We start from the raw sequence: 20,277 nt of genomic DNA, 5'->3' as shown, positions 1-20,277 counted from the left end.
TTATATGAGCAGCGGCGCAATCATCAAAAATAAAGACATCATTATTGTTGGTCAGCAACCATGGGATGTTGAAATTGGCAGCAACTGTAAAAATATTGCGCTTGAATTTGCCAGGCACAACCGCGTGTTATATGTTAACTCACCGCTTGATCGTATTACACTGCTTAAGTATAAGGATAGCCCAAACGTAAAAAAGCGCCGTGAGGTTATAAAGGGCAAAGTAAACGGGCTTATACACCTGCAGGAAAACCTATGGAACTACTATCCTGATGAAATGATAGAATCGGTAAACTGGATTAAGAACGATTCGGTTTATACCTTTTTAAACAAGATAAACAATAAACGATTTGCCCGCTCCATACAAAGAGCTGTAAAGCAACTTGGGTTTAAAGATTACATATTGTTTAATGATAACGATATGTTCAGAAGCTATTATTTAAAAGAGCTTTTAAAGCCGGCCGTTAGCATTTACTACTCACGTGATTTTATGCTGGCTGTTGACTACTGGAAGTTGCACGGCACCACAATGGAGCCTGCCCTCATTGCCAAAAGTGATTTATGCGTAGCCAACTCCACCTACCTGGCCGACTATTGCAAACAGTACAATCCTAACTCGTTTTACGTAGGTCAGGGTTGTGATTTAGATACTTTTACAGGGTATAACCAGGAAAAGCCCGCTCCGAAAGACATTTTACATGTACCCAAACCTGTTATTGGTTACGTTGGAGCGCTGCAGAGTATAAGGCTTGATATGGAAATTTTACGCTATGTAGCCAGGCAACGCCCTCAATGGAACATAGTGCTGGTTGGTCCTGAGGATGGTGAGTTTCAAAAAAGCGATTTACATAAAATACCTAACGTACATTTTTTAGGTGCCAAAAATCCTGATATGCTTCCGGCTTACATAAGTGCATTTGATGTATGCCTTAACCCTCAAATTGTCAATCAGGTAACCATTGGTAATTATCCGCGTAAAATTGACGAGTATTTAGCAATGGGCAAACCAACCGTAGCTACCCGTACCGAAGCCATGAGCGCGTTTGACGGCTATGTTTATCTGGCCGACACCAAGGAAGATTACGTACGTTTAATTGACCAGGCACTTGCCGAAAACACCGTTGATAAGCAGGATGAGCGCATACGCTTTGCAGGCTCACACACCTGGGAAAACAACGTAGCCGAAATTTACAAGGCCATTAAAAAAGTACTTCCCACGTATGCTTAACATTGCGGTATATAGCACGTGCTAATGCAATAAACGGGTTATTGCTTTGGCGCAGGTCGCTGCGTGTCATGGTGCTTGGCTCGTCGCTTGAATTTACCTGGTCAAATACGCCCTTATAATTTTCATAAAACATGGCTTTGCCCTTCTTTTTAATGAATGACAAGTTCATCAAAAACTCCGTTCGGTCACCTTTAATTCCTTCAGCATAACGGCCAAATTTGGCAAAAAATGAGCTTCGGCGCAGGTGCGGATGATCACTGTAAACGTGGAATTTTTTATATCCCGGATACCATATTTTGAAAACCATTTCTGAGAAACCATTGCGGTAAGGTTTCAGGTATGGGTATTTGAAGTAAGCATAAAACCTTACCATGTCTACATCAGGCCGCTCATCCATAATACTTAAAGCGTCAGTTAGCCTTGTAGCATAATCAGCAAACGGATCAAAATCTTCCTGTACGTACAACGTATAAGCAGTGTTGACGGCATCCTGCCCTTTATTAATGTTATTACCTAAACCACCATTCTTAGGTGTAGTAATTAACCTGAAATTGTAAAGTGGGGCTATCTCTTTCAGTTTAGTAAGATGTTCAGGCTTACTACCGTCATCAGAAACAACAATATCTCCAAAAACAATATTTTGCTTTTGAAAGGCAAGCAACAGCCTTTCTAATGATTGGCTACGGTTGTAGTGTGTTATTAAAAGCGTTACAGATGGATATTGATTTGCCATAGCTTTTAGTTGATGCTCTTATATGTAGCGGATTGAAATAGATTCTTAATTAAGAAATCTAAGATTAGTACTTCTAAATTATTTCCGTTTACTTTTTTCCCAGGCAGCGCTTTGTCCACCTGCCATGTACCTGAATATTCCCCTGATTACCGCATAATTCATCATGCAAAAATAATAAGGTATAAAAAGTGCCTTAACTTTTATTTCGCGGCGCTCCAACAACCAGCCTGCTAATGATGCGCCATAAAACAGTACCTGCCCTGCAAGCATTAACTGGTAAATTACTCCTCCACATGCAGCTACAATCACGGCGTTAAATATCAATGAAAGTATCATTAAAAAAGGCACTACCGTCCACCTTAAAACGCGGTGACTGATATACTGAAATGACAAAAGCGGCTGCGGAAACGGGTTGAGTAAGCTTTTTAACCAAACAATGGATTGAATACCCCCGGCGGCAATGCGTATTTTACGTTTAAGTTCTTCCTTTACGTTTTCTGATGAAGTTTCGGTAGCGTAAGCCTCCGGTTCGTATAGTACACGGAACCCTTCTTCGGCCACCAGTAATGATATCATAAAATCGTCCAAAATAGCATTGGGAGATATAGGCCGGTACAGTGCGGTACGTATACTAAATAATTCGCCTGCGGCGCCCACAACAGTAAGCAATTCAGAATCCCAGGTTTTAAGTTTGGATTCGTACTTCCAGTAAAAACCCTCGCCTGCGGTGGCATCGGCAGTAGCGTCAACATGTATGCGCTTTTCGCCGGCAACTGCACCCACTTTAGGGTCGGCGTAGTGGCGGCAAATTTTCAGCAATGCATCGGGGTTTAAAAAAGTATTGGCATCAGTAAACACCACTACATCAGTAGCAATAGTTTCCATAGCACGATGAATGGCAGCAATTTTACCCCTACGCTCGGGCGAGTGCATTAAACGTATTTGTGGATAGGTGGCTATCAAATCCGGTGTGCGGTCGCTTGAGCCATCAGTTATAAAAACCAGTTCGAGTTTACCAGCAGGATATTGCAGTTCAAGGGTGTTCTTTATTTTTTCGATAATAAAACCTTCTTCGTTGTAAGCTGCAATTACCAAACTACAAGTAGGCATATAGGCATCGGCAACTATGGGTGCAACGGGTTTTCCGCGCAGCACACGTTTTATTTTAATGATGATGAACAGCAAAATACCGTACCCAAAAAAGGCATAAAAAACAATGAAGAGGCTAAGCCAAAGTGCAATTTTCATAGGTTAGTTGAGCTTGTAGCCTAAATTGGTAATGTTTTTTGAGTGCGTAAAATTCCACCATATAGCTTTAAGCAGCAGGCTGGTGAAACCTTTATATTCATTGCCTTTACGCATATAGTTAATAATGTTGCGCGGGGTAACCAATAGTATGAAGTATATATAAAATATTATAACCGTTAAGGCAGATGGCGCATTACGCCTGATAAAGAGAATACGGTTGCGGTTCATAAAGTATTCCTTTAGCCCACTAACACGACCTACCGATACAGATTCTTTGTGGTAAATTAATGCCCGCGGCTCAACCCATATTTGGTAACCGGCACGTTTGATATGATCGTTCCAGTCCATCTCCTCATAATACAGGAAGAAGTTCTCGGCCATTACGCCTGCCTTTTCAATGGCCTCGCGACGCACCATCATGGCTGCGCCGTGTATATAACCGGTTGGCCCTGTGGTTTGGTCATACTGCCCTTTATCTTCCTCAAACTGCCCTATGGTACTGTTACGCATAAAATAGTAGTTCATTTGCGTGTAGCCTGCATACTGCAGCATAGTTGGCTCATCAAAGTAGCGTATTTTAGGTGATACCATGCCTATTTGAGGTTGCTCATCAAGCAGCTTCACCAGTGTTTCAACCAGGCCGGGGGTAAACTCAGTGTCGTTGTTTACAAAAAACAGGTAATCGCCTTTGGCTTGTTTTATACCCAAGTTGTTACCACCGGCAAAACCAAGGTTAACTTCCGAACGTATAAAGGTAACATCAGGATATTGCGGTATCCATGCCGGTACAGGGTTGTCTTTGCTGGCATTGTCAACTACAATAATTTCGATAGCCGGATAACTATTATTTGCCGCAATAGAGGCAAGCAATTGCTCGGTGATGTAACTTTGATTGTAATTTACCGTAATGATGGAAACCAATTTCATTATTGCAGTTTACGGTTTTTGAACCGCAAAAGTTTGTGATGAAATTATCACTTTAATTTGAGTAAGCACGAAAATATAAAAAAAGAGGTTGAGCAGCTGCAGCAGGCAGCAGGCAACAATGCTGCTATTGATGCCAAGCTCGATGAATTGCTGGCCTTGCTTGCTCAAAGTGATATTGACAGCGAAAAGGCCAAGCAGGTTAAGCAACGTGTAAACGATGCCCTACCATCTACTATAAACTTCAGAGACAATATTGATGCATTTAAGCATATAAGGGTTAACACATCCAATGACCGCGCTAATATGCTGGATGAATTCAGTGTTATGCTGGCCAGCCACGAGGTTGACAGTACCATGTCAAAAAAATACCTGCGTGGCGAACGTATTGCCAAAACGGTACTTTTTTTAATTGGGCTGGTGCTCATAACACTAGGCTTTGCCATGATTATAATGCCGGCACCGCCATATTTTGAAATGTTCACCATTTTTTACTTTAACCCCGATGATGGAGTTACCTTAATGGATGTTATTTCATTATTAATTATTCTTTCGGGCGTATATTTACTGGTCAAATCTATCTATAAAAAACTCAGTACTGATAAGTAATGGCTGCAGGCGCATCAAAATCTGTTTTCCTGGTTGATGATAACCCTCTGTTTTTAAAACTGTTGGTTAAAGCATTTACCAAATCGGGCTTTACCTGCAGCTCGTCGCCTGATGCTCCGCACGCGCTTGAATACCTTAAAGATAAATCGCCAGACGTCATTGTATCTGATTATGAAATGCCGGGCATGAACGGCCTCGAGTTCAGACAGCAGGTACTAGCCGATGAGCGACTACGCGACATTCCGTTTATGTTTTTAACCGGCTTTGAGGGTGATGATGTAATGTATAAAAGCTTTGGCTTACAAGCTATTGACTACGTATCAAAAGGAACACCGGTTGATGTTATTGTTGCTAAGATAAACAACCTGTTACATACCGTAAGCAAGCAGCGCGAATTATCAGAACTTGAAATTAAGAAGACCGTTGCGGCGTTAAACATTAAGGCTGTGCCCGATAAGGCACCTGTTATTAACGGCCTGCACATTGATTTTTGGCACCGCGATTATCAGGATATACCGGGCGGAGACTTTATAGATTTTATTGATACACCCAATTCTGTGTTCATCATTTTGGGTGATATTATGGGTAAAAAATGGAAAGCCTGGTTTTACACATTCACCTACCTTAGTTATATAAGGGCAGCCGTACGCTTTGGCGTATCAGGGCATGAGGAATCGGGGGCGGCTATTTTAAGTAAAATAAATGAAGTAATTTGCGACGATGACGGCCTGCGCGATATCTTATCGGGCGTATCGCTCATCAAGGTAAATAAACACACCGGTGTGCTCAACTATTCGGGTGCGGGCGATTTGCCTTTGCTCCATTACCATGCTCAAACCCGCCAATTAAGTCAAATTAGCTCATCCGGGTTTTTATTAGGCTTAATGCCGCACAACAGCTACTCCAACACTGAAATTATTTTGGCAGAAGGCGATCAGTTATTTGTTTTTACAGATGGGCTGATTGATTTCGCTACTGATGAAAGCAAAAAAAGCGATTATGCGTTATTTGCTAAAGAACTTGAAACCTTGCTTAACAACGGCAAATCTTTCGGCGATCTGAAAAACCGTTTACAACAATCAACTACATTGGTTGATGATAGCAGCATTATACAAATAAGTAAATCTACCAAATATGTTTAACATTGTTAAAGAAGAGCCAGCCCATGTATTGGTGCAGCTTAACCTTACCGAAGCCAACCTTAGCCATGCCGATGAGTTTAAAGACGAGTTGATAACACTCCTGAACCTCAAAAAAAAGAGCGTGTGGTTTGATTTGGGAAAGGTTACTTATGTTGACAGTTCATTTTTAGGTGCATTGGTTGCTGGCCTTAAGCATGCCATTGCCATGCAGTGTGATGTGGTATTACTTGCACTGCAAAAAGATATTGAAGATTTATTAAAACTCATTAGGCTCGACAAGGTTTTTAAGTTATATAACAACGAGCAGGAAGCCAAAGCTTCACTATTGTAAACCTTTTTATGACAGCCTCGCAGTCGTTCATATTTAATAATCAGGCATCGGGTATAAGTGCTTGCTCAAAGCAAATGCTTGATTACCTTGACAGCCTGCTTGCAACGCATGGTTTATCAAGAGCTGTAAAACTGAGGGCTAAGTTTATCATAGCCGAATTACTCAACAACGCAGTAAAGCATTCAGGTACTGAAGAAAGCGCCTTAGAGGTTGGCTTAAAAGACAATCACTTATACATCAGCAAAAAAGATGATGGCAAGCCGTTTGATTTGGTTACGGAGATTGAAAAGAAGAACACGCAACTTATGGTAAGTTCTGATGCTATGCACTTACTTTATGCCGTAAAAAAAGAGGATCACACGGTAAGCTTTTACTGCAAAGAAAACTTAACATTTCAACTGGATGTAAACCAGCTCGCCGAGCATTTGGGTTTGCTTATAATTACAAAAGCAGCCGATGAGTTTACTTATCATTACCATAAACCCACCAACTTATTTTGTGCCCGTATTAAGCTAAGCTGATATTACTGATAGTTGCTCTCCCTTATTGTCTAACTGAGCATCAATTGCCTGTATAACGTTGCCGTGGTTTGCTACATCAAACTTACGGGCAAACAGCTTATCACAGCAAAGCAGCTTTTCCTTATCAGCAATAGTAAACGTTTTAGGGCTAGGCTTCCCTTCGGACCAATCGATGTAACGCAAATTATCATTTACCATTTGCGCACGGTATGGTGAGTTATATAAAATTGTTTGAAATACAAACTCATCCGGTGCCCAGGTATGTTCAATAAAGCGCTTAAAGCCCGGGGTACTATCCATAAAATCAACTAAATATTTGATACACTCGGCCGGGGCGGTAAACCACTGCGACCTACCCACAGGCACCATACCACCAGGCAGGCGGCGCTTCGGCAAAATTCTGTTTAATATATTTTGGAGCGCATACTTACCCTTAAACTCGTAGTTGGTTAAATGATAACGTTCAATACGGCACAATGCTTCCTTCCAGTTAGAATGCATCAGCTCAAACTCCATAAAAATTTTACCCTTATTGCTTTGCAAAAACTGGTGGTAAAGCTCGGGCGTTTTTAACGGGTAATCGCAGCCGCTAAGCAAATTAACCACATCAAAGTTTAAGTTAGCAGCCAAAATTTCTTTAAATCCACTTAAGGTAGCTTCAACAATACTGTAGGCGCCCCACCCAACTTTGATACGGTTTTTTATAAAAACCACATTGGGGTATGCTTCAAGATGTTTAAAGGCAATTAAATCGGCCTTTTTATCAATATGAATAAAAATAACATCATCGCCATAACTCAACCGCTTAACAAGCAGCTCAAGATGCTGTGGATTGTTATGAGCCAATATCAAATGTGCTATTCTCATGGAACTTTCTGTCCGTTGGTTGATATATCTTACAAACACGATTTATGGGAGTTCAACTAATTATAACAATTGTATTGATCGCTTACTTCCTGTAATTAAACTAATCCAGCTTTTTACCTGCCGGTAACCTGCAGAATAAACACTCCATATATTAAACGGGCAATATTTGTTCAGAGCTTTATAGCCAATTACAGTTCCTACAAGTACAGGCACCACTGTTGCAATAGCAATACCGTATATGCTGCCTAAAAGTCTTACGCCTAACCAGTCGAAAGTTAAGTTTGCTGCAAGCATTACCAATACCTTGTAAAAGTTCACTTTAGGTAAATGAATAACATCAAGTGTAAGCGCAAAAAAGCGATCTAGGGGGTACAACAACGCAAACGTTAAAAAGATTCGGAATACATTTGCAGCATCGGTGCCCATATACTTATGGCCGCCAATAAGGTTTATAGGCCAATCGGCTACTAAACAACCGGCAATAACCAGTGGTACAAGAACCACGCTTATAGTTCCGGTGTATTTCTTCATAGTGCTTATTACGGAAATTGGATTGTTTTGGTTATAAGCAACTGATAATTCGGGCATTGCAGTAGCCGCAAAACTGCGAAGAGGTATTTCAACCAATTGCATAAGCGTTTGGCCAAGGTTATAAATAGCTACCGCCTGTTTGTTAAGCAAAAAGTTAATCACGAAGGTATCTGACGTACGAAAAAGGTTTGAACTAAGCGTTGTACCTAAACTGTATTTGCCAAAATTGGCTATTTGTGAAATTATGGTGTTTGTGCGGTGGGTGATGCTGCGCAGGCGTGTCCACCCCATAGCAAACACATAAACGCTGGTAACCAGGTTTGATGCCAGATATGCATATAACACACCGGTTACCGTTATATTTCCACTCCAGTATAATATGAGTACCCCGGCAACAAAACTAAGCTGGTTAACCAGGCGCAGATACAAAAGCTTATCAAAGCGCTGTTCACCTTGTAACACACATGTTGCCATAAACCAGGGTAATGATAACAGGTAACTTATACCAAACCACTTACAAAATAAAACAATGCTATAGTCACCTATGTAAGGAGCAACGAAGTATGCCGGAACGTTAGCGAGTAATAAAATACCTGTAATGAGTATTCCAATCCACCATGCCGAACCCGCCACCTCCACCTTGCGGCCGGGTGTGGCACCTGCATAAAACTTAATAAACGCAGTGGTAAGAAACCCGGAGCGAAACGTATCAACCAGTATTAATACCGACTGAAAAAACACCCAAATACCTGCATCTGTTACTGATAGGGCATGGTAGATGAGCACCATGGTAACGAGCGCAAGGCCCGACATGATGACATTACCCGCCAGCGACAGGAAGTGTTTGTTTTTAATCAGGGTAATAACTTTTAGCCACATATAACGTACAATGCACTAAGCAAAGCAAACAAAGTGCCTGTAACAACAGAACATTATTAGCATATTAGCTTAATTTATGGATGTAAACGTAAAACACTTCGCGGAAGTTACCTTAATGATTACACATTACAGCCGAAGCCAATCACTTGAGCGGCTGCTCAGCACTTTTCGCAAGCAGCAAATAAGCTTTGGAGGCATAGTGGTATCTGACGATTGCAGCAAGCCCGAACATTTGGAGCGCTTACATCAAATGCAACCCGAGTATGGTTACAACCTGGTAACTACGCCCGTTAACAAAGGGCTGGGTAATAATATTAATAAAGGGCAAGACGCCGTTACTACACCATATACGCTTTACGTTCAGGAAGATTTTGAACCAAAGCCCGGCTTTGCCGACCATTTACGGGATGCATTTAATTATATGGAAGCCGACAAGGGCCTGGATATAGCCCGCTTTTACGCTTACTTTAGTTACCCATACACCAAGCCATATGGTAAGGGATTTGTTGAAATGTTATTTAAACCTCAATTGTGGTTTAATAATCACCTAAAGTTTTACGTTTACAGTGACCACCCACATTTGCGCCGGAGCAGCTTTTTTGAAAAATTTGGCCGCTATGCTGAAGGTGTTAAAGGTGATATAACAGAATACCGTATGGCTAAGTCGTTTATTCAAAACAAGGGGAGAGGCTTGTTTTTTGAAAAGTTCAACGACTTATTTTACCAGAAAAATTCGGCTGATGAGCCAAGCACTATGAACAGGGCTAGCTGGCGTGAAAGCAAAAATCCTGTGGCACTTGCGCTGCGTTACGTATACCTGCAGGTTAAACTTGCCCGGTGGACTTACGATGTGCTTTATAAGAAATAGCCATACCCGTTCATTAAATTAACGCTGATATAAAACGTAAAAAAGCGTATGTCGCTTAAAGATAAAATAAAAGACAATCCATCGCTTAAAAAAGCGGTACACCGCATGCTTATACCTAAAGGAGAAGCCACGCCCAGGTTATGGGTTAAGTGGTTTGTAAATCCGTTTCTGCATAAAAAAGGAAGCGGCTCTAAAATAAGGCGGCGTACCCGTATTGATGTATTGCCTTTTAACAAGTTTGAAATGGGCAAAAACTCAACCATTGAAGATTTTTGCACCATCAACAACGGTGTAGGCGATGTAATTATTGGCGATAACAGCCTGGTAGGTATGAGCAATGTGATAATTGGGCCGGTAAACATCGGCAACAATGTAATTATGGCTCAAAACATAGTTGTAAGCGCACTCAACCACGAGTATAGGGACGTAACCATGCCTATACACGCTCAAAAAATACTTACCAACCCAATAGTTATTGAAGATGATTGCTGGATTGCAGCCAACGCGGTAATTACATCAGGAGTTACCATTGGCAAGCACAGTGTGGTAGCGGCCAACGCTGTGGTTACCAAAAGTGTTCCGCCGTTTTCTGTTGCTGCGGGTAACCCTGCCAAAATCATTAAACAATATGATTTTGAAAAGCAAGACTGGATAAGGGTACCGTAATTGATATACATCCTTATCCTCTCTATTTATACCTTTACTTCCCCTTTGGCTTGTTCAATATAGCCGATGTATCTCTTAGCGCTCTTTTCCTTGTACTATCTGCCGGCGAATTTACCGGTTGAGTTACGGCAGGCTTGCTTTTAATTACCGTATCAGGCACCGACGGTGTGTTTGACGTATCGGCACGCATTGGCCTGCCATTTACGGCAGAAGAATCAGGTATAACTTTCCGGTTTGCAGCTGAATCAGGTTGAGCTGCCTTTTTAGCACTAACAGCTAATGCCGGTTTCTTACCAGCTGGTGATGGTTTAGCGGCACTCTTATTTACAGGTGAAACAGCCTTTACTTTAGGTGGCGATATAATGGCCTCCTTGCTTGCCGGCCGTTCCTTCGGCTTCCATAAAAAGCCTTTTAAGATTTTATCATCTTCAGTGGCTTTCTCAATTGGGTAAATATCCTGGCCAACTTTGGTAAACAGTGTAACGTTTTGTGCCTTATTATCTTTGAAATTAACCCTTATACGGCTGCTTACCGAGCGCATCATTTCGGTAACCTGCTTGGTGCTATCTCGGTTAAAATAAATTGTTTCGGCATTGCCATCCACAAATAGCCGCTGTAGTTTATTGCTTACAAAATAGCCCCTCATCTTCTTACCCGCCACCTGGTTAAAGTAAGCCGAATCAGTGCCTTCCACATTTACAGTTAATGCGCGGGGCCAAACGTCCATATTGTCGAGCTTTTTATTTTTAAGCTGGAAATATATGGTGTCACCCGAAATTTGAGAACCCTGCGTCCATATAATAGGCTCAACAAACATGCGCATGGTCGAGTCGGCATAACTGTAAAACATAGAATCGGCTTTAGCCTGCAAATCGGACTTGAATATTTTTGCGTTATGATGTGCCGTAAGAATGCGTATACGTGCTGTATCCTTCAAATCAAACTTGCGTTGCAGGTAAACCGAATCGAGGCGTACAACCTTTGGCGGTGACGCCACCTTTTTTGCGCTGGTATCTTTAGCGGCTTTCTTTGCTAATGAATCGGCTAAGGCTTTTTTCAGTTTGGCACTGTCAACGCGCGGCGCTTTAGGATTTCCAAAATAGTTAGATCTGAAAAAGCTCGTATCCATCTTCAAACCCGCCGGAGGCATAGGAATAAGATTTTTTACGGTTGATAACTTAAGCGGAGCTTTCCGTACAGCTGCCGGCTTATCTGCGGTTGATGTATCTTTAATTCCGGCCAAACGCATTTTTTCCTGCAACTGCCGCAGCGTTTTGTACGTAACAATTCGTGTTTCCAGGGTGTCTGCTCCCCAGTAAAGTGTATCCCGTTTAATTTTTGGTGCAGGCTTTATGGTTACAGAATCGCCAGCAGCGGTGATGGCAGCACTTCCGCTCTCGGCTTTGGCATCAACAGCTTTGGCTTTCAAAACAACTGTGTCTTTCTTTGCAACTGCCGTTTTATCCTTTTTGGCTACAACGGCCTGTGGGGCAACGGTATCGGTTTTAGAAGTGTCTTTATCTTCCGTAACCATTATTACGTACGGGTTTTGTGTAACTACGGCCCTGTCTTCGGCTCGGTAAAAAGTGCCCAGTTGACCTTTTATGGTTACTTTTTGTTCATTATCATTAAATGTTACCCTGCGTACTGCACGCCCGTAACCTTTTAATCTATCATAAAATAAGCTATCGCCCTTTAAATACTTGGATGTTTGGGTATATATGTTGTTTTTACTAAAAAAGGCCTGTTCGGTAATGGTGTGGTACTCGCCTCGCTCGGTGTACAAGGTATCTTTATCTTTACCGTAAATGTGTGTTGGCCCGTAAAAATAGGATATACGGGTACCCGAGTTATAGCGCAAGGTATCCGTTTTTATCAGCGCATCAACCGTGGTAAGCACCACATCGTACCTAAAGTAAGCATCACGTGATCCTGAAAAATAGTATCCGTTTTTACTGGTAAGCGTATTGTCTTTGTTAACCAGTTTTCCTCCGCCTGTATAGGTGCCTATTTTTGTGGCGGTATTATAAGTAAGATAATTGGTGGTAAGGGTAGCATCACGATCTACCATACGTACGTTGTTGGTAACCAAGGCCACGTGTGTATTACCATTGTAATATAACTTATCGCCGTAAACGTTAAGCGTATCACCCTGGTTAATGTTTACATTACCAAAAGCATCAAACGAGTTACGGGTTTTGTACAGGTAAGAACTATCTGACCTGAGCGTGGTACCTTCATGTAAAAAAACGCCGTTATATATCTTTACTACATCCTCGCCATTAATTTTTACACCAACGGTTCCGGTTGAACTTAATATTCTGACAATTGAAGGTTTAGCTCTTCGCTGTGCAGTTGCAGCAACAGCCAGCAATAAGAGGATGTATGTAAAGAGATATTTTCTCACGCTACAAAATTAGCTGTTTGGATGCGCTTATTAAATTAATAATTTTGGCTATGCTGCCGGTACAACGTTTATGTGCTTTTATTGATCAAAACCAGCTTTTTACCGCCAATAGCCGTATACTGGCTGCTGTAAGCGGCGGTATGGACTCGGTGCTGCTTGTACATATGCTTAAGCAGGCCGGCTTTACGTTTGCTATTGCACATTGCAATTTTCAACTGCGTGGGGCTGAGGCCGAGGCCGATCAGCAATTTTGCAGGCAGCTGGCGTTACACCTTGGCGTGCAATTTCATACCGTAAACTTTGATACGGAGACCTACGCCAATCATCAAAAGCTGTCTATTCAAATGGCAGCCCGCGAGCTTCGTTATCAATGGTTTGAGCAAGTGCGTCAACAGTTTGGCTATGATGCCATTGCGCTGGCACACCACCAAAACGATACAATTGAAACTATATTGTTGAACCTTACACGCGGTACCGGTATTGCCGGCCTCCATGGAATTTTACCGCGGAATAATTACCTGGTAAGGCCTATGTTATTCCTTAACCGGGCCGAAATAACCGCCTTTGTTGGGCAAAATGATTTGCAGTATGTTGAAGACAGTTCAAACGCATCAACCAAGTATGCCCGTAACAAAATAAGGCATGAGGTTGTGCCCAAGTTGCGGGAACTCAACCCCAGCCTCGAACAAACCTTTGAGCGCAATGTGACTTACTTTCGCGAATTAGAACAGCTGCTTAATCAGCAGGTTGATATTTTTAAAAAGCAATACTATGAACTAAACGGAACAGATGTTCATATTGCCATTGATGCTGTAAAGCAATTATTACCTCAAAAGCTTTTGCTATCGGCTTTGTTAAAAGATTACAACTTTAATGACACCGCCGTTGATAACATCATCAGTTCATTGGATAAACATAGCGGGCGCATTTTTGAATCGGCATCTCACTTTATGATTTTAAATCGTAATGAACTGATTATATCGCCTCAAAAAAAGGTGGCAAATGATTTAGTGTTAATTCACGAAGAAGATGAGGAAGTAAGCTATAATACAAATACAGTGAAAATTACTTACGATACTTATAAGGATCGATTTCCATTGAGTAAAACCATTACGCTTACAGATGCCGGGCTTCTCGTTTATCCGCTTATCATAAGACACTGGCATGAGGGTGATTATTTTTATCCGCTGGGTATGAAAGGGCGCAAAAAGCTCAGTGATTTTTTCATCAACCAAAAAGTGCCGCTTCATCAAAAACAGGCTATACCCGTTTTAATTAACGGCAACGGCGATTTGATATGGATAGTCGGTTACAGGCTTGACGACCGTTATAAAGTAACGCCTCAAACTAAAAAAGTTGCTATCTTCGAACTATTATAAAGTAAAATGACAGAAGTAAAACCGGTTTATATTGAAAAGCAGTACCTGGGGCGCGAATGGATACCGGTAAGCATTAGACTGGTATTGGCTATGCTGTGCTTTGCCATTTTCTTTTTTACCGATACCAATGAGCGTAATGCCGATTTACTGGTTGTGGTTGGGTTTGCCATCGTAATTATATCAGTAATTTTAGGCTTTGTTGTACACTTTACTACAAGGGTACAAAACGGCAGTATATTGCTTAACGGCCTATGGACCACCAAACTTGTAAAAATAGACCTCAACAGTATAGTTAAGGCCGAAAAGGGCCAGTACAGTCGCTACCTGGTTAACAACCCGGTTTACAACCTGCACAGCAAAGGCACCATACGCTTTTACACGGCAGGCAGCGAGGCCATCCACTTAACCGATCGTGATGGGCTTATATACATAATAGGCTCACAGCATGGCAATGATTTTTTGCGTGCTATTGATAATGAAATGGCCAAAACAAAGGCAAGGTAAACGGCGCATGCAAAAATCTGAGGCTGTAGTTATTGGTGCGGGCATTGCCGGTATTGGCACGGCTATAAGGCTGGCTTTAAAAGGATTTAACGTAAAGGTGTTTGAAGCTAATGCCTATGCGGGTGGCAAACTATCGGAGTTTGAGCAAAATGGCTACCGCTTTGATGCCGGGCCAAGCTTGTTCACTATGCCACAATATGTTGATGAGCTTTTTAAACTGGCAGGTAAAAACCCGGCCAATTACTTCACGTACCAAAAGCTTGATGCTGTTTGCCGTTACTTTTACCCCGATGGCACGCATATTAACGCATATGCCGATCAGGATAAGTTTGCTGCCGAGATAAATCAAAAAACCGGTGAGCCTAAAGAAGCCGTGTACCGCTACAACCGTAACAGTGCGCGTATATACAAGGTTACAAATCATGTTTTTCTCGAGCAGTCGTTGCACCGTTTGCAAACCTATCTCAACAGCAAAACACTTCAATCAATTTTAAGGCTGTTTCAAATAGATGCGCTGCGCAGTATGAGCAAAGCCAACGAGCATTTTTTTAATGACGAGCGGATGGTGCAATTTTACAACCGCTACGCAACTTATAATGGTTCAAACCCTTACGAGGCACCCGCTACGCTAAACGTAATTCCGCACTTAGAACAGCATTTTGGTGCCTACTTTCCAAAGGGTGGCATGTACAGTATTACGGCAAGCCTTGTGAAATTGGCTCTGGACCTTGGCGTTCAATTCAACTACAACTCTCCTGTTGATGAGATTGTACTTAAGAACAATAAAGCAACAGGCGTAATTATAAATGGCAGCTTTGTTGCCGCAAATATAGTGATATCAAACATGGATGTTTGGTTTACCTACCGTAAGTTGCTTAAACAACACCCTCAGCTGTTTCCATCAAATATTTTAAGTCAGGAACGCAGCAGCTCGGCCTTGATTTTTTATTGGGGCATTCAAAAGAATTTTGAGCAGCTTGATTTGCATAACATTTTTTTCAGTGCCAATTACAAAGCCGAATTTGATGCCATATGGAAACAACAAACCATTTGTAATGATCCTACCGTTTACGTTAACATCAGTTCAAAGTATGAAACCGTTGATGCACCGGCAGGATGCGAAAACTGGTTTGTGATGATCAATGTGCCGGCTAATACGGGCCAGGATTGGGATAAGCTTATTGCTGAGGCGCGCAGCAACATCGTACGAAAACTATCAACACAATTGGGCCAGAATATTGAAGAGCTTATTGCCACCGAAAGCATACTTGATCCACGGCTTATTGAAAGCCGCACATCTTCTTATCAAGGCTCTTTATATGGCACCAGCTCTAATAACCGCTTCGCTGCTTTTTTGCGTCATGCCAATCGTTCATCTAAAATAAGCAACCTGTATTTTTGCGGAGGCAGCGTGCACCCGGGCGGTGGTATACCCCTGGCCTTGCTATCCGCAAAAATTGTAAGTGAATGGGTAAATTAAGGTCCACTTACAAGTTATTGAATTGCTTTAACCAGTAACCGAAAGACAAACAACCAGCAAAATCCAAAATTATATTTAATATTGCCTGTTTATGGCATTTTTAAATCTACCTGGATTAGGGCAAGTTCATTACCACGAGTACGGCACCGGAGCCAAACCAATGCTGGCTTTTCATGGCTATGGCATGACCGGACGGCAGTTCGAAGTGCTACAAAAATCAATTTTAACCGACTACCGTGTTTATAGCTTCGATCATTTTTTTCATGGTAAAACCCAAATAAGCGGTTGGAGCGAACAGCAAATTTTGGCGGGTATGCCCAAAGCCATGATGCGCGCCTATCTTGAGGAGTGGTTTAAACAACATGGTACCCAGCGTATAAGCCTTATGGCCTACTCCATAGGCGCTAATTTGGCATTGGTGCTTATTGAAGAGTTTGCAGAATGGATTGATGAAGTAATACTGATGGCTCCTGACGGCCTTTCGGTATACAAGGGATTTAATTTTTTGATGCATAACGCGGCAGGGAAGCTCCTGTTTAAAACGGTAACTAAAAGCAACTGGCTGGCACCGGGAGTACTTAAAAGTTTACGCAGGATACGTTTTATAGATGACAGCCTTTATAAGATAGCCTATAGTGAAATGGATACGCCCCAAAAAAGGCTTGATGTATATTACACGCTAAACCTTATAAAACAGTTGCAGCCTAACATAGTTAAAGTTACAGATGAAATTAACCGGCATAATATAAAGTGCCACCTGATATTTGGCAAGCACGATATGTTGTTTCCGAAAAGTTCGGCGGCTAACTTTATACAAAGGCTAAACAACCCTTTGGTGCACGAGGTGCCGTTGGGCCACTGGCTGGTTACCTCTCAATTAGACGAATATCTGGTAAATTACAAATTATGATACCTGCAAGGCGCGTAAATTTATTCAGCAACTGGTTTGCCAGGTATATGCGTTACCGTATGCACAAGGCATTTAACCGGGTGGTGGTTTTACCGTTTGAGCCCAAGCCCGGCCACTCTGTTTTACTGCTATGCAACCACTTTAGCTGGTGGGATGGCTTTTTTGGCAACTACCTGGCGTACTATCACCTCAAACGTAAGCTGTACATTATGATGCAGCATGATCATTTAGAGAAACGGATGCTCTTTAATTTTTTTGGTGGTTTTTCCATTGAGAAAGGCACCCGTGAAATGCTTAAATCATTACACTATGCTGCCGATTTACTGAACACGCCCGAAAACCTGGTGGTGGTATTTCCACAAGGCGAGCTTGTATCTAATCATGCCACAAGCATTTCAATTGAAAAGGGGATTGAACGTTTGATAAAGCATGTTAAAGGTCCATGTCAAATTGTATACTCCTGCGTGCTTATTGATTATTTTGAAAGTTTGAAACCATCAGCCTTTATACACCTGTTTGATTGCGGTGTTGCCGGCGAAGTACCGTTTAATCAATTGGTTGAAAACATCAATGCTTTTCATAAACAGGCTTTAGCTAATCAAATAAATGTAGCGCATTAGTACGGCAATCATATTGCATATAAAAACCATGCATAAGTTTGATATGCTGCATGGCGTTGCTATATTGCCGCAACCATGATATATCCTAAGAAAAACAAATTAATAACCGGTTTTTTTCACCGTTATATTGGGCATATCATTAGCCGTAACTTTAATGCATTCAACTTTAACGAGGTTAGTATTGATGCCAACAAATCGGTGCTTTTGCTTGCAAATCACTTTGGTTGGTGGGACGGTTTTTTGCTGTACTGGCTTAATCACCTCCTCATCAAAAAAAAGTTTCACATCATGATACTGGAGGATACGGTAAAAAAGGTTTTCTTTTTAAAGTACATGGGTGCATTTTCAGTTGTTAAAAACTCCAGGTCAATGCTGGAGTCGCTGCAATTTACAGCCGACTTGCTAAATGATCCCGGCAACCTTGTACTGGTATTTCCGCAGGCAAGGCTTTACTCAAACTTTGTAGATGATATTCACTTTGAACGGGGCTTAGGCCGGGTAATAAAGCAGGCAGCAGGTAAGTTTCAGTATGTGTTTGCTGCAACATTTATTGAATATTTTTCGCACAAAAAGCCATCTGTAAACGTTTATGTTCAACGCCATGACGAAGATATTGACCAGATTGATGACTTAAAACAAGTATTTCAACAACATTATCAGCAGGCTAAAGCGCAACAAACTCAAATTATAGTATAAAGTGATTATTGTTCTTTCCATCATCTTCATCTTTTTGATACTGCGCTTTGTTGTTACCTTGTTCAATTTTATTTCCGATCCTAAACTCAGGCGCGTAAACCGTTTACAAACCGACCTTGTCTCAATTTTGATACCTGCCCGGAACGAAGAAAACAACATTATTACGCTATTAAAATCAATTGAGCAGCAGGAGTATACCAACTACGAAGTGATTGTTTTGGATGATGACTCCACCGACCGTACTTTTGAGCTATGCGAGCAGTTTGCAGCCAATCACCCAAAATTCAGGGTAGTAAAAGGGCGAGCTTTACCACAGGGTTGGTTAGGAAAAAACTTTGCATGCCACCAGTTAGCAAAATTGGCCCGCGGCCGCTTTTTGCTTTTTTTAGATGCTGATGAAAAGGTATATGACGATTTAATAAACAGCGCCGTTCACAGGATAAAAGCTAAGAACCTTGCTCTATTCAGCCTGTTTACTAACCAGGAGATGCTATCACTTGGTGAATATTGCACGGTCCCGTTAATGCATTATTTGCTGCTTAACCTGTTGCCGGTACGTTTAATTTATATATCAAAAAACCCGTCGTTTGCAGCCGCAAGCGGACAATTTATGATGTTTAATGCTGATACATACCGCCAAAACCAATGGCATGAAGTTGTAAAAGACCGCGTAGTAGAAGACGTTGAATTAATGAAGTACATTAAGGCTGCCAAATACAAAGGCGAGAGTTTGCTGGCAAACGGCCTGATCACCTGCCGTATGTATACTAATTATACTGATGCGGTTAAAGGCTTCAGCAAAAACTTCCTGGCCCCGTTTAATTACAGTATTATAGGTTTTATATTCTACTTGCTATTCGTAATTGGTGGTCCTTTGGTAATAATATCAACCCTTAACCTGCCATTGATTATTTTTATGTGCGGCTTAATCATTTTGAGCCGCATGATGATCTCCTTATCATCCGGTCAGAATGCCATTTACAACATATTGCTCCACCCTATTCAAATGTTAACGCTGCTCATCATAGGCATTAATGCCATACAAACTCATTTAACCCGAAAAACAGTTTGGAAAGGCCGCAATGTATGAAAATGAGTAAAAGCTCGGCTTCGGTTGCTGTAATCATATTATTTCATGCGGTAGGCTCACTTGGTTTTTTTATTATCCCGTTCAGATCTATGTTTCTGCGGCTTGTGCCGTTCCATTTGCTACTTATGCTGGCTGTAGTAATCATTAACCATGAAAATTGGCGCGACGGCAAATTCTGGGCTTTTGCCGCGCTCATATCTACAGGTGGCTTTACTGCCGAGTGGATTGGCGTACACACCAATATTATTTTCGGAGACTATGATTATGGTCAAACCTTAGGCACTAAGGTTTTCGACATACCGTTAATGATTGGCGTAAACTGGTTTTTGCTGATTTATGCAACCGGGGTTATACTAAAGCATTTAAAAATTCCTACCGTGGCTTTACGTATGCTCATTGGTGCAATTGTACTTGTATGTTTAGACCTGCTCATTGAACCCGTAGCTATTAAATTTGATTACTGGAGCTGGGTAGATCTTAACCCGCCATTAAAAAACTATTTAGGGTGGTTTGGAGTAAGCGCCTTATTCCTGGGTATATTTGAGCTTTTCAAATTTAAACATCAGAACATTACGGCTCCAGCCTTATTAGTTGTACAATTTATTTTCTTTGCCTTGCTACAGCTTGCATAGCTTTTTCAATAAGCA

General features: G+C 41.6%; 21 protein-coding genes. 15 read left to right on the top strand and 6 right to left on the bottom strand.

Annotated features, from left to right (window positions below; translation table 11 throughout):
* Positions 1–4: 4 nt before the first annotated feature.
* On the top strand, positions 5–1,225 hold the full coding sequence (locus QZ407_RS01750) for a glycosyltransferase (protein WP_295767340.1): 1,221 nt from the start codon (positions 5–7) through the stop codon (positions 1,223–1,225).
* On the opposite strand, the gene QZ407_RS01745 is transcribed toward QZ407_RS01750, so the two are convergent.
* The 3 genes from QZ407_RS01745 to QZ407_RS01735 form a co-directional block, all read right to left on the bottom strand.
* Entirely contained in the window at positions 1,197–1,958 is a 762-nt protein-coding gene (locus QZ407_RS01745) for a glycosyltransferase (RefSeq protein WP_295767339.1), read from the bottom strand. The two genes, QZ407_RS01750 and QZ407_RS01745, sit on opposite strands and share 29 nt — an antisense overlap.
* Positions 1,959–2,036: 78 nt before the next feature.
* On the bottom strand, positions 2,037–3,206 hold the full coding sequence (locus QZ407_RS01740; protein WP_295767338.1) for a glycosyltransferase family 2 protein: 1,170 nt from the start codon (positions 3,204–3,206) through the stop codon (positions 2,037–2,039).
* Between the two features lie 3 nt (positions 3,207–3,209).
* Positions 3,210–4,133, bottom strand: a complete 924-nt coding sequence (locus tag QZ407_RS01735; RefSeq protein WP_295767337.1) for a glycosyltransferase family 2 protein — start codon at positions 4,131–4,133, stop codon at positions 3,210–3,212.
* Positions 4,134–4,190: 57 nt separating this feature from the next.
* Here QZ407_RS01735 and QZ407_RS01730 point away from each other — a divergent pair, with 57 nt between their 5' ends.
* From QZ407_RS01730 to QZ407_RS01715, 4 genes are read left to right on the top strand one after another with little or no spacing between them, the layout of a single operon-like run.
* Entirely contained in the window at positions 4,191–4,739 is a 549-nt protein-coding gene (locus QZ407_RS01730) for a hypothetical protein (RefSeq protein WP_295767336.1), read from the top strand.
* Positions 4,739–5,881 carry a fused response regulator/phosphatase gene (locus tag QZ407_RS01725; RefSeq protein ID WP_295767335.1) on the top strand — a complete coding sequence of 381 codons (1,143 nt, stop codon included), beginning with the start codon at positions 4,739–4,741 and terminating at the stop codon, positions 5,879–5,881. Before QZ407_RS01730 ends, QZ407_RS01725 begins: the two co-directional genes overlap by 1 nt.
* Positions 5,874–6,212, top strand: coding sequence for an STAS domain-containing protein (locus QZ407_RS01720; protein ID WP_295767334.1), 339 nt, complete (start codon positions 5,874–5,876; stop codon positions 6,210–6,212). Before QZ407_RS01725 ends, QZ407_RS01720 begins: the two co-directional genes overlap by 8 nt.
* A gap of 8 nt (positions 6,213–6,220) precedes the next feature.
* A complete protein-coding gene (locus tag QZ407_RS01715) occupies positions 6,221–6,733 on the top strand; it encodes an ATP-binding protein (protein ID WP_157540499.1) in 513 nt (170 codons plus the stop codon).
* Here QZ407_RS01715 and QZ407_RS01710 read toward each other — a convergent pair.
* A complete protein-coding gene (locus tag QZ407_RS01710) occupies positions 6,725–7,600 on the bottom strand; it encodes a beta-1,6-N-acetylglucosaminyltransferase (protein WP_295767333.1) in 876 nt (291 codons plus the stop codon). The genes QZ407_RS01715 and QZ407_RS01710 overlap by 9 nt on opposite strands.
* A gap of 60 nt (positions 7,601–7,660) precedes the next feature.
* Positions 7,661–9,010, bottom strand: coding sequence for an oligosaccharide flippase family protein (locus tag QZ407_RS01705; protein WP_295767332.1), 1,350 nt, complete (start codon positions 9,008–9,010; stop codon positions 7,661–7,663).
* A 115-nt stretch (positions 9,011–9,125) separates the two neighbouring features.
* Between QZ407_RS01705 and QZ407_RS01700 the strand changes: the two genes are divergently transcribed.
* Together QZ407_RS01700 and QZ407_RS01695 are read left to right on the top strand one after the other, a co-directional pair.
* Positions 9,126–9,878, top strand: coding sequence for a glycosyltransferase (locus QZ407_RS01700; RefSeq protein WP_295767331.1), 753 nt, complete (start codon positions 9,126–9,128; stop codon positions 9,876–9,878).
* A 48-nt stretch (positions 9,879–9,926) separates the two neighbouring features.
* Positions 9,927–10,544 (top strand): acyltransferase, encoded by a 618-nt coding sequence (locus QZ407_RS01695; RefSeq protein ID WP_295767330.1) that lies wholly within the window; start codon positions 9,927–9,929, stop codon positions 10,542–10,544.
* A gap of 34 nt (positions 10,545–10,578) precedes the next feature.
* Here QZ407_RS01695 and QZ407_RS01690 read toward each other — a convergent pair whose 3' ends face one another.
* Complete coding sequence (locus tag QZ407_RS01690) at positions 10,579–12,951, bottom strand: OstA-like protein (RefSeq protein WP_295767329.1); 2,373 nt, start codon at positions 12,949–12,951, stop codon at positions 10,579–10,581.
* Positions 12,952–12,968: 17 nt separating this feature from the next.
* On the opposite strand from QZ407_RS01690, the gene tilS reads away from it, so the two are divergent.
* From tilS to QZ407_RS01650, 8 genes are all read left to right on the top strand, one after another.
* Positions 12,969–14,330, top strand: a complete 1,362-nt coding sequence (tilS, locus tag QZ407_RS01685; protein ID WP_295767328.1) for a tRNA lysidine(34) synthetase TilS — start codon at positions 12,969–12,971, stop codon at positions 14,328–14,330.
* 6 nt (positions 14,331–14,336) lie between these two features.
* Positions 14,337–14,834, top strand: coding sequence for a hypothetical protein (locus tag QZ407_RS01680; protein ID WP_295767327.1), 498 nt, complete (start codon positions 14,337–14,339; stop codon positions 14,832–14,834).
* Positions 14,806–16,314: a 1-hydroxycarotenoid 3,4-desaturase CrtD gene (crtD, locus tag QZ407_RS01675; protein ID WP_295767326.1), complete on the top strand. Its 1,509-nt coding sequence runs from the start codon at positions 14,806–14,808 to the stop codon at positions 16,312–16,314. The genes QZ407_RS01680 and crtD overlap by 29 nt, the downstream gene beginning before the upstream one ends.
* A gap of 91 nt (positions 16,315–16,405) precedes the next feature.
* Positions 16,406–17,224 carry an alpha/beta hydrolase gene (locus tag QZ407_RS01670; protein WP_295767325.1) on the top strand — a complete coding sequence of 273 codons (819 nt, stop codon included), beginning with the start codon at positions 16,406–16,408 and terminating at the stop codon, positions 17,222–17,224.
* Positions 17,221–17,844 (top strand): lysophospholipid acyltransferase family protein, encoded by a 624-nt coding sequence (locus tag QZ407_RS01665; protein ID WP_295767324.1) that lies wholly within the window; start codon positions 17,221–17,223, stop codon positions 17,842–17,844. The genes QZ407_RS01670 and QZ407_RS01665 overlap by 4 nt, the downstream gene beginning before the upstream one ends.
* Before the next feature lie 75 nt (positions 17,845–17,919).
* Positions 17,920–18,540, top strand: a complete 621-nt coding sequence (locus QZ407_RS01660) for a 1-acyl-sn-glycerol-3-phosphate acyltransferase (RefSeq protein ID WP_295767323.1) — start codon at positions 17,920–17,922, stop codon at positions 18,538–18,540.
* Between the two features lies 1 nt (position 18,541).
* A complete protein-coding gene (locus tag QZ407_RS01655; RefSeq protein WP_295767322.1) occupies positions 18,542–19,630 on the top strand; it encodes a glycosyltransferase family 2 protein in 1,089 nt (362 codons plus the stop codon).
* Positions 19,627–20,262, top strand: coding sequence for a carotenoid biosynthesis protein (locus QZ407_RS01650; protein ID WP_295767321.1), 636 nt, complete (start codon positions 19,627–19,629; stop codon positions 20,260–20,262). Before QZ407_RS01655 ends, QZ407_RS01650 begins: the two co-directional genes overlap by 4 nt.
* Positions 20,263–20,277 lie beyond the last annotated feature (15 nt).

The organism is uncultured Mucilaginibacter sp. (assembly GCF_913773635.1).
In the GTDB taxonomy this organism is placed as follows: domain Bacteria; phylum Bacteroidota; class Bacteroidia; order Sphingobacteriales; family Sphingobacteriaceae; genus Mucilaginibacter.
The sequence above is the reverse complement of the archived record's forward strand: the minus strand, read 5'-3'. Positions and strand labels throughout refer to the sequence as shown.

What these genes read in the sequence shown, in the direction of transcription:
- QZ407_RS01745 (WP_295767339.1), bottom strand. Translation starts at nt 1,958, where the DNA reads ATGGCAAATCAATATCCATCTGTAACGCTTTTAATAACACACTACAAC.
- QZ407_RS01740 (WP_295767338.1), bottom strand. Translation starts at nt 3,206, where the DNA reads ATGAAAATTGCACTTTGGCTTAGCCTCTTCATTGTTTTTTATGCCTTT.
- QZ407_RS01695 (WP_295767330.1), top strand. Translation starts at nt 9,927, where the DNA reads ATGTCGCTTAAAGATAAAATAAAAGACAATCCATCGCTTAAAAAAGCG.
- crtD (WP_295767326.1), top strand. Translation starts at nt 14,806, where the DNA reads ATGAAATGGCCAAAACAAAGGCAAGGTAAACGGCGCATGCAAAAATCT.
- QZ407_RS01660 (WP_295767323.1), top strand. Translation starts at nt 17,920, where the DNA reads ATGATATATCCTAAGAAAAACAAATTAATAACCGGTTTTTTTCACCGT.
- QZ407_RS01735 (WP_295767337.1), bottom strand. Translation starts at nt 4,133, where the DNA reads ATGAAATTGGTTTCCATCATTACGGTAAATTACAATCAAAGTTACATC.
- QZ407_RS01650 (WP_295767321.1), top strand. Translation starts at nt 19,627, where the DNA reads ATGAAAATGAGTAAAAGCTCGGCTTCGGTTGCTGTAATCATATTATTT.
- QZ407_RS01670 (WP_295767325.1), top strand. Translation starts at nt 16,406, where the DNA reads ATGGCATTTTTAAATCTACCTGGATTAGGGCAAGTTCATTACCACGAG.
- QZ407_RS01710 (WP_295767333.1), bottom strand. Translation starts at nt 7,600, where the DNA reads ATGAGAATAGCACATTTGATATTGGCTCATAACAATCCACAGCATCTT.
- QZ407_RS01715 (WP_157540499.1), top strand. Translation starts at nt 6,221, where the DNA reads ATGACAGCCTCGCAGTCGTTCATATTTAATAATCAGGCATCGGGTATA.
- QZ407_RS01705 (WP_295767332.1), bottom strand. Translation starts at nt 9,010, where the DNA reads ATGTGGCTAAAAGTTATTACCCTGATTAAAAACAAACACTTCCTGTCG.
- QZ407_RS01725 (WP_295767335.1), top strand. Translation starts at nt 4,739, where the DNA reads ATGGCTGCAGGCGCATCAAAATCTGTTTTCCTGGTTGATGATAACCCT.
- QZ407_RS01700 (WP_295767331.1), top strand. Translation starts at nt 9,126, where the DNA reads ATGATTACACATTACAGCCGAAGCCAATCACTTGAGCGGCTGCTCAGC.
- QZ407_RS01720 (WP_295767334.1), top strand. Translation starts at nt 5,874, where the DNA reads ATGTTTAACATTGTTAAAGAAGAGCCAGCCCATGTATTGGTGCAGCTT.
- QZ407_RS01750 (WP_295767340.1), top strand. Translation starts at nt 5, where the DNA reads ATGAGCAGCGGCGCAATCATCAAAAATAAAGACATCATTATTGTTGGT.
- QZ407_RS01665 (WP_295767324.1), top strand. Translation starts at nt 17,221, where the DNA reads ATGATACCTGCAAGGCGCGTAAATTTATTCAGCAACTGGTTTGCCAGG.
- QZ407_RS01680 (WP_295767327.1), top strand. Translation starts at nt 14,337, where the DNA reads ATGACAGAAGTAAAACCGGTTTATATTGAAAAGCAGTACCTGGGGCGC.